The 11,800-nt window shown below is 43.6% G+C and carries 10 protein-coding genes and 1 tRNA gene; 9 read left to right on the top strand and 2 right to left on the bottom strand.

Going from position 1 to position 11,800, the window contains the following annotated elements; all coding sequences use genetic code 11:
* Positions 1-254: 254 nt before the first annotated feature.
* Complete coding sequence (srmB, locus tag CKO50_RS11560) at positions 255-1,481, bottom strand: ATP-dependent RNA helicase SrmB (protein ID WP_010606189.1); 1,227 nt, start codon at positions 1,479-1,481, stop codon at positions 255-257.
* Between the two features lie 67 nt (positions 1,482-1,548).
* Between srmB and CKO50_RS11555 the strand changes: the two genes are divergently transcribed.
* Both CKO50_RS11555 and CKO50_RS11550 read left to right on the top strand, forming a co-directional pair.
* The gene (locus CKO50_RS11555; protein ID WP_095728269.1) at positions 1,549-2,253 is read left to right on the top strand and encodes a tRNA1(Val) (adenine(37)-N6)-methyltransferase; all 705 of its coding nucleotides are present in this window, start codon (positions 1,549-1,551) and stop codon (positions 2,251-2,253) included.
* 129 nt (positions 2,254-2,382) lie between these two features.
* Positions 2,383-3,981, top strand: coding sequence for a response regulator (locus CKO50_RS11550; RefSeq protein WP_095728268.1), 1,599 nt, complete (start codon positions 2,383-2,385; stop codon positions 3,979-3,981).
* 49 nt (positions 3,982-4,030) lie between these two features.
* Here the strand turns inward: CKO50_RS11550 and fldB are convergent, their stop codons facing one another.
* Positions 4,031-4,555: a flavodoxin FldB gene (fldB, locus tag CKO50_RS11545; RefSeq protein WP_095728267.1), complete on the bottom strand. Its 525-nt coding sequence runs from the start codon at positions 4,553-4,555 to the stop codon at positions 4,031-4,033.
* A gap of 80 nt (positions 4,556-4,635) precedes the next feature.
* Between fldB and xerD the strand changes: the two genes are divergently transcribed.
* From xerD to CKO50_RS11510, 7 genes are all read left to right on the top strand, one after another.
* The gene (gene xerD / locus CKO50_RS11540; protein WP_095728266.1) at positions 4,636-5,559 is read left to right on the top strand and encodes a site-specific tyrosine recombinase XerD; all 924 of its coding nucleotides are present in this window, start codon (positions 4,636-4,638) and stop codon (positions 5,557-5,559) included.
* A 98-nt stretch (positions 5,560-5,657) separates the two neighbouring features.
* Entirely contained in the window at positions 5,658-6,395 is a 738-nt protein-coding gene (dsbC, locus tag CKO50_RS11535; RefSeq protein WP_095728265.1) for a bifunctional protein-disulfide isomerase/oxidoreductase DsbC, read from the top strand.
* A 101-nt stretch (positions 6,396-6,496) separates the two neighbouring features.
* Positions 6,497-8,227 carry a single-stranded-DNA-specific exonuclease RecJ gene (gene recJ / locus CKO50_RS11530; RefSeq protein WP_095728264.1) on the top strand — a complete coding sequence of 577 codons (1,731 nt, stop codon included), beginning with the start codon at positions 6,497-6,499 and terminating at the stop codon, positions 8,225-8,227.
* 173 nt (positions 8,228-8,400) lie between these two features.
* Positions 8,401-9,499 (top strand): peptide chain release factor 2 gene (gene prfB, locus CKO50_RS11525; protein WP_100053028.1). Its coding sequence is split into 2 segments (ribosomal slippage): positions 8,401-8,475 and positions 8,477-9,499, totalling 1,098 coding nucleotides; the frame shifts between segments, so codons are not numbered across the junction.
* 27 nt (positions 9,500-9,526) lie between these two features.
* Complete coding sequence (gene lysS, locus CKO50_RS11520) at positions 9,527-11,077, top strand: lysine--tRNA ligase (protein ID WP_095728263.1); 1,551 nt, start codon at positions 9,527-9,529, stop codon at positions 11,075-11,077.
* 238 nt (positions 11,078-11,315) lie between these two features.
* On the top strand, positions 11,316-11,498 hold the full coding sequence (locus CKO50_RS11515) for a hypothetical protein (RefSeq protein ID WP_010375970.1): 183 nt from the start codon (positions 11,316-11,318) through the stop codon (positions 11,496-11,498).
* Between the two features lie 119 nt (positions 11,499-11,617).
* Positions 11,618-11,710, top strand: a tRNA-Ser gene (locus tag CKO50_RS11510).
* Positions 11,711-11,800: the final 90 nt, after the last annotated feature.

Raw genomic sequence — 11,800 nt, 5'->3', positions numbered from 1 at the left:
AGGGAGCTTGCGGCTAATTGGCGTATTCAAGTTAGATAAAAATAAGTCACACCCATCACTATTAACATCAAAGCTGAGAAAGTGAAGTAAATACTTAATCCGGCGTTACCACAGCCTGCTATTGGCGCATATACGACCGTTAGATTTAACTAAGTTCTACCAATCAAATCTAACATAGCAAGTTAAGGGCTATCAGCTTAGCACTTATTCAGATTGACATAAAAAAACCAGCGTATTGACGCTGGTTTTTTGGATTATTTTTTCTTTTTAACCTTAGCGGCTTTCTTTTTCGCCTTGATTTTCACCGGATCTTTTTTCTTCTTCGGTGCTTTTGCTTCTTTATGTTTAGGTTCGAGGCCTTTAATTACACGGCGCTTAAGTTTTTGGTCGGTGTAACGCTCAACCTTCCCTAAAATTTCAACATCGTGGGCTTCAACCAAAGAAACCGCGGTGCCTTTTTTACCAGCGCGGCCTGTACGACCGATGCGGTGTACATAAATATCTGCGGTGCGTGGCATATCAAAGTTAAATACGTGGCTGATATCCGCAACGTCGATACCACGGGCAGCAACATCTGTTGCCACTAAGATATTCGTCTTACCACTGTGAAAACTTGCCATTGCAGCCATGCGTTTGTCTTGTGGCATTTCACCACGTAGCCAAGTGGTTTTAATGCCTTTGGCAAATAGCTCGCCAACAAGTGTTTCTAGGCGTTCACGCGTTTTTACGAAGATAACCGCTTTGGTTACTTCTTCGTCATCAAGCAGTTGTGCGAGCAAATTGACTTTATGCTCGTAGTTATCTGCAAGATGAACCCACTGATGAATTTTACCTTTTTCTTTACGTGATGGCGTGGCTTCAAGTAGTGCTGGATCTTGTAATATACGTTCAGCAAACTTCTCAACGCTTTCGCCCTCAAGGGTTGCAGAGAACAGAAAGCATTGACGACGGTTAACTGCTTCAGAGCAAATACGTAGCATTTCTTTTCGAAAGCCCATATCTAGCATGCGGTCGGCTTCATCTAAGATCAGTAGCTCAACGTTTTCTGCGTGGAAGTTCTCGGTTTCAAGATATTCCATCAAACGACCAGGCGTTGCGATGAGAATATCATTGTTCTTTTCGAATATTTCTTTGTGACTGCCGTAATTGATACCGCCAGTTACCACGCCTATTTTAAGGTTGACACCTGCGGCAAGGAGTTCACATTGCTCGTGTATTTGATAGGCAAGTTCACGTGTTGGCGTCATGATAAGTACGCGGGCAAAGCCTGGCTCTTTGCGAGGGAAATCAAGCAAATACTGAATCGCAGGGATCAAGAATGCAGCGGTTTTACCCGTACCGGTTGGTGCGCTGGCGAGAATATCTCGGCCAATTAGCGCTTCAGGAATAGCCATCTGTTGAATGCTGGTGGGAGTATCGAAACCCATTTTTTTAATCGCACTAATCAGCTTGCTGTCTAAATCAAATTCAGTAAATTGCATATTGCATCACAAATAAAGGACAATAGCGGAATTATACGTTGCTATTGCATTTTCTCAAAGGTATAGGATGTCTCAGTTTGCATTTAAAAAGTTTTCGGTGACCCAGCATCATGCGGCAATGAAGGTTTCGACGGATGGTATTTTGCTTGGCGCATGGGTTCCACTCGCTGAAGCCAGCCGAATTGTTGATGTTGGAACGGGAACTGGGCTTATCGCATTGATGTGTAAACAGCGAAGTCCAACGAGTAGAGTCCATGCGGTTGAGCTTGATGATGATGCGTTAAAGGATGCAGAATTTAATATCAAGCACAGCCCGTGGCCTGATATTGAGCTACATCGCTGTGCAATACAAGAGTTTGATAGCGAGCTGCGCTTTGACCTCATGGTATCAAACCCACCTTATTTCAACGCGAGTTTGAAAGGAGAAAATCAAGCGAGAAATAGAGCGAGACACACGGACAGCCTGAGTTTTGATGCGTTGCTTGATGCCTTCGAAAAGTTCACAACGGATGCTGGGCAACTTGCGGTAATTTTACCCTATCAAGAGAGTCTGCTTTTTTGCCAGCTTGCCAAAGCGCGAAATTGGTTTCTTGTTTCAAGCTGTGCGATTAAAACCACTCCGAGTAAATCTTACTCTCGCAGATTGCTACTGATCGGAAAACAAAACCTAGCACAACTAAGCTGTGAGCAATCGTTGGTGATATACGACGTAGATAACCAATATACGAACGATTTTGCTTCTTTATGTCGTGAGTTTTACCTAAAAATGTGATGGGTATTTTTTGCTCGTATCATGATTTATCCTCTACACTTTAGTTGAGAGATAGTCCGAATGATCGTATCAAAAGTGTAGTCTGATAGACGTGTACTTAGTTGGTTTAATTCGCTTGTGTAGGTGTTCATGAAAAAGGCCGAGATCCCAAATAACGAAGAGAATCGTCTCAGGGTGCTGCGAGATTATAAGGTCTTGGATACTGCTGCAGAAGCAAATCTTGATGAAATTACGAAGCTGGTGTCAGAGATCTGTGAAACGCCTATCGCGCTTATTAGCTTGATAGACACAAATCGCCAATGGTTTAAGTCTAAAGTAGGGCTGGATGTGGATGAAACTCATCGAGATATTTCCTTTTGTTCTCACGCTATTTTGCAAGAAGATGTATTTGAGGTGCAAGATGCCCTAGAAGATGAACGCTTTTTTGACAATCCACTGGTTACTGGCGGCCCGAAAATCCGCCATTATTCCGGTGCACCGCTGATTAGTTCCGGCGGTTATAAGGTAGGCACTATTTGTGCTATCAGTGATAAGCCCAAAAAACTCACCGATTTGCAAAGGAAAACACTCGCCACTTTGGGTCGTCAGGTAATTCGGCAACTTGAACTGCGCAGAGAAGTAAACGTACTTAAGCTGCTCAATGATTCCAAAGACAGTTTTTTATCTGATATCAGCCATGAATTACACACTCATCTTAACGCCATCATTGGCTTTAATGATGTGTTACTCAACTCTGCTGAAGCTGAAGGGTTTTCTGAATCTACGACAAGCTACCTGCAAAATATAGAAACAGGAGGGAGTAAACTGCTTACTGTCATTGATTCCGTTTTAGAGCTTGAGCTTATTGAAGATGAAAAAGTTCAGTTTGAGCCCACTCTTTGTTCATTATCCGATCTACTCAAGCAGTCAGTTGCTCGCTTTGCTACTGAGGCAAAACAACACGATATTACGATTACGCACTCTATTGCTGGTGTCTATAAAGGTGAGGCTTTGATGCTCGATAAGGATAAAGTGTCGCGCGTTATAGAGACTTTACTCGACACTGCAATTCAGAGCAGTGAGGCTGGGCAAGAGGTGGTGCTCAGAGCATATGTCATTGGTAATGAAATACAGTTTATTGTAAAAGACAGTGGTAAAGGCCTTTCAGCGCTTGAGCAAAGTAATCTATTTGACCGTTTTAGTATGTTTGAGGGCAGAGGAAACTTAGGGGTTGGGTTAAGCTTATGTGTAACTAAAGCACTTATTGATATTATGGGGGGGCGGATCAGTGTCTCCAGTCAAGAGGGCGAAGGAACTGAGGTGGTGTTTATTATTCCGTGCAAAAGCGAAAGTGGAGTAAAAGTCGCTTCGCCGCCAAAAACAGAGCATATCGCCATTTTCTATCATCAAATTGGTGTAATAGAAGACAATCCGCTTAATCAGCTACTGATCACTGCGATACTCGACAAACTAAATTGTAGTTATGATATTTTCGAATCTGCTGAAGCCTATTTTGAAGTGGCAAAAGAAAAACACTTTGACATCATTTTTATGGATGTGAACCTTCCGGGTATGAGTGGTACAGAGGCGGCACATTTAATCAAACAAGAAAATTCAAGGTTACCGATCTTGGCGATAACCGCTGATATTTTCTTAACTCAAGCTCAAAATGAAGTTTTTGATAATGTGATCCATAAGCCGTACAAGCTATCTCAAATTGAGGCCGCATTGAGCCAGTTTTACAGATGATACTAGGGATGGGTGTTAACACTTTGGATTAGTGCTAACGCTTACTGCGCTAAACATCTAATTCGGCGTATTCCGTCATGATTTGCTCTATCCAAGTTGCGATACGCTCGTCGCTTTTATCGTATTGACTGTCTTCATCTAGTGCCAGGCCAACAAACTGACTTTTATCTTCGGTAAGTGCTTTTGACGCTTCAAATTCATAGTCATCTGAATTTGGCCAGTAACCTAAAAAGGTGACGCCTTGAGGAGCAATTTTTTCATGTAGCATGCCGAGAGCATCTTGAAACCATTCACCATAACCTTGTTGGTCACCCATGCCGAATAGCGCTATCACTTTATTGCTCAGATCAACGCTGTCGATATCGTCCCAATGAGACTCCCAGTCTTCTTGAAGTTCGCCGAAGTCCCATGTGGAAATACCAAAAATGAGGAAGTCAAACTTCTCTGCTTGTTTTAGCGGCTCGTCCTTAATATTAAATAAGGTAATTGTGTCTTTGCCGATGATTTCTTGAATCTTTTCTGCGGCCATTTCTGTGTAACATGTTGTCGAGCCGTAAAATAACCCAATTTGCATTGTATTTATCACTTTCAATTTGGCTGGTATTATAGTTGGCAAGTCTACATCATGACGTTGATAATTAATACAGGTACTCTGTGAGCGAACACCAAGCAACTTCCCATACACTGTCCGATCTGCAATATATAGAAGCCTTTTTAGATGCGCTATTTTTGGAACAAGGGCTCAGTGAAAATACCATTGCAGCCTATCGCAGCGACCTTGAAAAGTTTCTCTTATTTATAAAAGCAGAAACCTCTGTGTCTTCTTTACTGGAGATCACAAGTCAGGACGTCGAGGCTTATTTAGCACACAGAATAGATAAGGGCTTAAAAGCAAAGAGTAACGCGCGAGCTATCAGTGCATTAAAGAGATTTTATTTATATTGGTTGCGAGAAAAACAGATTGCGCAATCTCCACTGGATACTATTGCGCAACCCAAAACAACCCCGTCGCTGCCAAAAATCCTGTCAGAGCAAGAAGTTGAGGCCTTGCTTAATGCCCCGGATTGTGACGATCCGATGGGGTTGAGAGATAAGGCAATGCTTGAGCTCTTGTATGCCACGGGGTTGCGCGTGACTGAGTTAGTCGGGCTAAGAATGGAACAAGTTAACATGAGACAAGCTGTTGTACTTGTGCGTGGTAAGGGAGGCAAAGAACGCTTGGTGCCTATGGGTGAAGAAGCATTGCATTGGATTGAACAATTTCTCAAAAAAGGGCGGGGCTTAATGATTAAGCATGCAACTGATTTTGTCTTTCCATCTAAACGAGGCATAGGTATGACGCGACAAACTTTTTGGCATCGCATAAAACACTATGCTATTTTGGCAGACGTTAAGTCGCCGTTATCGCCACATACGTTACGTCATGCTTTTGCAACACATTTATTGAATCATGGCGCTGACTTGCGAGTTGTACAGATGATGCTTGGCCATAGCGACTTGTCGACGACTCAAATTTATACACATGTTGCTAGTGAACGTTTAAAGACGTTGCATCAGCAGCATCACCCAAGAGCTTAATTTGTGTTGCTTGGGAATTATTTATGGTTATTCCGGTCTTAGTGGGTAACACAAAGGGGCGAGTGCTCCCCTCAAATAACAGGTTTAGAGAGAACATAATGAAAAAATTAATTGTTGCCGCTTCACTGGCATTGAGCTTTGGCGCTTTCGCTGAACAAGTTGAGGGTCCTGTCGCACCAACGGCACAAGTAGACCCAATTACGACGCAATTTAGCGGACTAGGTATAACGGTTAAGCAAATCAAAGATAGTCCGCTCGCTGGCTTAAAAACAGTGATCACAGATAAAGGGGTGCTGTATTCAAGTGCTGATGGTAAATACTTGATTCAGGGAACTATGATTGATCTTGATAACCGTCGTAATATTACCGAAGACGCGTTAAGTGATGTGCGCCAAAAAGGCATTGCAGAATATGAAGACTCAATGATCGTCTATAAAGCGGAAAATGAAAAACATCAAATAACGGTATTCACAGACATTACTTGTGGCTACTGCCGCAAACTTCACCGTGAATTAGAAGATTATTTAGCGGCAGGTATTACCGTGAAATACCTAGCTTTCCCACGTGGTGGTTTACGTGGCTCTGGTTATGAAGATTTGAAAAACGTATGGTGTGCAAAAGACGCTGCAGCTGCCCTTACCGAGGCGAAAGCTGGTGGTGATGTGAAACCAGTTGAAAACTGCCAAGCACCAGTAGCTGAGCACTATCAACTTGGGCAAAGTTTTGGCATTTCAGGAACGCCTGCGATCATTCTTGAAGATGGTTCTATGATCCCAGGTTATCAACCTGCAGCAGCTATCGCACAAATGCTAGACGCAAATAGCCCTAAGTCATAATGACTCACGCTTAGCGATGGAGTTCGTGTTGAGAACTCGATAAGATAGCAAGATAAAGAATGTAAAAGGCCATGTTGGCCTTTTTTGTTTTGTGAAAAAGTATGCATACAGAAATTAAGCCAAGAGAGCGGGTTGATGACAGCCATTTACCGGCTTCACTACATCCCGTGATCAAGCAGCTTTATGCTGCCAGAGGGGTGAAATCGGTTGTTGAACTCGATAATAGCGCCGCAACCTTACATGATTTTAAATTATTTAAAGACATCGAGCTTGCAAGCCAAATTCTGGCTGAAGCACTTTCTTTGCAACAACAAGTGTTGATTGTTGGTGACTTTGATGCCGATGGCGCAACGAGCACCGCCGTATTAATGGAGGGCCTACCTCAGTTTGGTTTTCGGCGTGTGGATTACCTCGTGCCGGATAGATTTAGCTTAGGATACGGCCTAAGCCCAGCATTGGCTGAGCAAATCGTTGCCATAAAACCTGATTTGGTGATCACCGTAGATAACGGTATTTCCTGTATTCGCGGTGTCGAAATCGTGAAGCAAGCGGGTATAAAGGTGATTGTTACTGACCACCATTTACAAGGTGATGAGTTGCCGATTGCCGATGCGATTGTTAATCCAAATCGTCTTGACTGCGATTTCCCATCTAAGTCTATCGCGGGTGTCGGGGTTGCCTTTTATCTGCTGATAGCGCTGAGGCATTACTTACGGGCGCAAAACTATTTTGTGGAGCAAAATATCGCGATGCCAAATTTGGCGGCATTACTAGATATTGTTGCCCTAGGGACCGTGGCTGACGTTGTGGCGCTGGACGCGAATAACCGCACTTTGGTACACCAAGGGCTCGCCCGGATCCGCAGTGGTCAAACGCGACCGGGGATCCAAGCGCTTATCGAGGTTTCTAACCGTAATAATGCTAGATTAAATGCCAGTGATTTTGGCTTTGCGTTAGCGCCAAGACTCAATGCCGCGGGGCGTCTTGACGATATGAGTTTAGGTATTGCTTGCTTGTTATCGAAAGACATTAATCAAGCCCGCCGTATTGCGTCCGAGCTCGATAGTCTAAATATAGAACGACGCGAGATTGAGCAAAGTATGCAGCATGAGGCGCAAGCGGTATTGGAGCGTTTAGTACTTAAAAGCCAAGAAGTACCAGATGCCTTGTGTTTGTATCAAGATGATTGGCATCAAGGTGTAATAGGTATTCTGGCGGGACGCTTAAAAGAGAAGTATCACCGTCCGTGCATTATTTTTGCGCAAGGCGATAACGGCGAGATAAAGGGCTCATGTCGTTCTATTGAAGGTCTACACATGCGCGACCTCTTAGAGTCAATCAATACCCAGCACCCAGAGTTAATTTTAAAATTCGGTGGTCATGCGATGGCAGCAGGATTGACCATTTTTGAGTCTGAATTTGCGCGGTTTAAACAGGTATTTGAACAAAACGTCAGTGCGACGCTGAGCGAAGAAGCAAAGCAAAGCATTCTGTTGACGGACGGTGAACTGCCGGGCGATTGCTTTACCATGGATTTTGCTTTTGAACTACAGCAGGCAGGTCCGTGGGGGCAGCAATTTAATGAACCGGTATTTCAGGATGTATTTGAGTTGGTGCAGCAACGTATTGTTGGCGACAAACATCTAAAACTTGTGCTTAAGCATCGTTCAGGTCGATTGGTTGATGCGATAGCATTTAACGTTGACGTTCGGGCTTGGCCAAACCTCCAGGCAACCCATGCTTTATTTGCTTATCAATTAGATATTAATGAGTTTCGTGGTAAATATAATTTGCAGCTCATTGTGCGTGAACTTCAGGCGCAATCGAATTAATAGAGATGTGCGTACTGAGTTTGTTAAAAAACTCCCAAAATTCTCACTTTAAGGGATGCTAAGCGCGGTTATTATTTGATACTATTGGTCGCTTAAATCTATGGTCTGACCCGTTGTCAGACCTGTTTGTGTGAATTCACAAACCGACAAATTTAGTTCTGGAGTAAAGGTAAATGTTTGAAGTGAATCCTGTGATTAACCAAATCAAGGAAATTCGCGAACGTACAGAGCTTCTTAGGGGGTATCTTTGACTACGCTCTAAAGCAAGAGCGTTTAGAAGAAGTTAATGCCGAATTAGAAGATCCTGCTGTATGGAATGAGCCGGAAAGAGCCCAAGCACTGGGCAAAGAAAAATCGAATTTAGAAGTGATTGTTGAAACCATCGACAATCTTGTGGCTGGTGCCGATGATGCGGAAGGTCTGGTTGAGCTTGCCGTAGAAGCCGAAGATGAAGAAACCTTCACTGAAGCAGAGCAAGAGGTCAACGGTCTTGTTGAGCAGCTGGAAAAACTAGAGTTTCGTCGTATGTTCTCGGGCGAGCAAGATGCCAACGATGCTTACATCGACTTACAGTCAGGCTCTGGCGGTACTGAAGCTCAAGACTGGTGTAACATGTTGCTGCGTATGTACTTGCGCTGGGCTGAGGCGAAAGGCTTTAAAGCCGAAATCGTTGAAGCGACAGATGGCGACGTTGCTGGTATTAAGGGCGCGACAGTTAAAGTCACGGGCGAATATGCTTACGGTTGGCTTCGTACAGAAACGGGCGTACACCGTTTAGTACGTAAGAGTCCTTTTGATTCAGGCGGCCGTCGTCATACTTCGTTTGCTTCTGTATTCGTTTACCCAGAAATTGACGACAATATCGAAATCGATATTAATCCAGCAGATCTTCGTATCGATGTATATCGTGCATCGGGCGCAGGTGGTCAGCACGTTAACCGTACAGAATCTGCGGTACGTATTACCCATTTACCGACCAATACGGTAGTGCAGTGCCAGAATGACCGTTCGCAGCACAAGAACAAAGATCAAGCGATGAAGCAGTTGAAGGCGAAATTGTTTGAACTTGAACTGCAAAAGCAAAACGCTGAAAAGCAAGCCCAAGAAGATGCAAAATCTGACATCGGTTGGGGCAGCCAAATCCGTTCATACGTGCTAGACGATTCACGTATTAAAGATTTGCGTACAGGTATTGAAAATCGCAATACCCAAGCCGTGCTAGACGGCGATTTAGACAAATTTATCGAAGCAAGCCTGAAATCAGGCCTTTAATCCACAAGCTAAACTAAGAGCTAAACAATGACAGATCACAATCAAGACGAAAATAAACTTATTGCTGAGCGTCGTGGCAAGCTAGATGCGATCCGGGAAAATTGCCCTGCGAATGGCCACCCGAACTCATTCCGCCGCGAAGACTACACACAAGATCTACAGGCTAAGTTTGGTGATAAATCGAAGGAAGAGCTAGTAGAACTTGATCATCATGTTTCTGTTGCGGGTCGTTTGCTTGCGAAACGTGGTCCTTTCTTAGTGTTGCAAGACATGAAAGGTCGTATTCAGGCTTATGCTTCAAAAGACGTACAAAAAGACCTAAAAGAGAAGTATGGTCAATTAGATATCGGCGATATCGTTGGTGTTAAAGGTCCGCTTCATAAATCTGGTAAGGGTGACCTTTACGTCGACATGGTTGAGTATGAACTACTGACTAAGTCGCTACGTCCACTACCTGAAAAGTTTCACGGTCTGACTGACCAAGAAGCAAAATACCGTCAGCGTTATGTTGATTTGATCACTAACATGGACACGCGCGAAACATTCCGTATTCGTTCAAAAGTGATTGAAGGTATTCGCCGTTTCTTAGCTGAACGTGACTTTATGGAAGTGGAAACGCCGATGCTACAGGTTATTCCGGGCGGTGCGTCTGCACGTCCTTTTGTAACGCATCACAATGCACTAGATATTGATATGTATCTACGTATCGCGCCTGAGTTATATCTTAAGCGTTTAGTGGTTGGTGGTTTTGATCGTGTGTTCGAAATCAACCGTAACTTCCGTAACGAAGGTTTATCTACGCGTCATAATCCAGAATTCACTATGATTGAGTTCTATCAAGCATACGCGGATTACAATGATTTGATGAACTTGACTGAAGACATGTTACGCACCGTGGCACAAGACGTGTTAGGCACTACTACGGTTGTTAATACTGTGAAGAATGCTGAAGGCGAAGTGACAGAGACGATTGAGTATGACTTTGGTAGTGCGTTCCAGCGTTTGTCTATGGCTGATGCTATCTTACAATATGGTCCAGATGCTGAAGCACAAGCTGAAATCTTCAAAGATCCAGAAAACCACTTTGAAGCACTAACAGCATACGCTAAGAAAGTTCACGTTAAGATCCCTGAAAACTGTGTATGGGGCCCAGGTAAGTTCCTATGTGAAATCTTCGAAGAAGTCGCTGAGCACAGACTTATCCAACCGACGTTCATCACTGAATATCCTTGGGAAGTGTCACCGCTTGCGCGTCGTAACGATGAAAACCCATTTATCACTGACCGCTTCGAGTTCTTTGTTGGTGGCCGTGAGCTTGCAAATGGTTTCTCTGAGCTTAATGATGCTGAAGATCAAGCTGCGCGCTTTGCTCGCCAAGTGGAAGAAAAAGATGCAGGTGACGATGAAGCAATGCACTACGATGCGGATTATATTCGTGCGCTAGAGCATGGTTTACCACCAACAGCAGGTGAGGGGATTGGTATCGATCGCCTTGTGATGTTATTCACAGATTCACCGACTATTAAAGACGTTATCTTGTTCCCACACATGCGTCCTGAAGTACAAGCTGAACAGTAAGTATTTTCACGTAATCTGAAAGTACATCTAGAAAAGCGCCTTATGGCGCTTTTCTGTTATTTGCGTAAGATAAATCTCACAGTATTTTTAAATGCTTAGCTTTATTATGTAGTTATTGCCAACACCTATTCATAATAAAAGTTGTTTCTCTTTTGAAACTAGATTATCCCAATTTCCTAACTAGTCTTTTTCAAGTTCTAATGCTGCGTTAAAAATAACAAATAGGGAATCCGATAAGATGAGCAATAATGAGTTTGAAAATGTCGATGAGCACGAGCAAGCGAGAATTTTATATTATCGGGCTTGTATCGCCGAGTTTCAGCAGCTTGGTTATCAAGAAGCATTTTTGGACGAAGTTTTGCGTCAACAACGTGCGTTAAGAAATACCTACAGCGATCCTAACCCTCTACAAAATGAGTAAAAATTGGCGTTAGTGCCGAGTAACTAAGCAGACTGCACAATCTATCACCATTCAGTGCTTTTTTACAAGAAAAGTATTTGACATATTTTTTCTAACCTATATTATACGCCCCACAAGACGGAGAGGTGGCCGAGTGGCCGAAGGCGCTCCCCTGCTAAGGGAGTATAGGGTTTGTAGCCCTATCGAGGGTTCGAATCCCTCCCTCTCCGCCATTTTTAATGGTTGTCTTGTACGGACGCATAGCTCAGCTGGATAGAGTACCTGGCTACGAACCAGGCGGTCGGAGGTTCGAATCCTCCTGC

It is taken from the genome of Pseudoalteromonas sp. HM-SA03 (genome assembly GCF_002289345.1).
Classification (GTDB): domain Bacteria; phylum Pseudomonadota; class Gammaproteobacteria; order Enterobacterales; family Alteromonadaceae; genus Pseudoalteromonas.
This window is presented reverse-complemented; position numbering and strand designations above follow the sequence as displayed.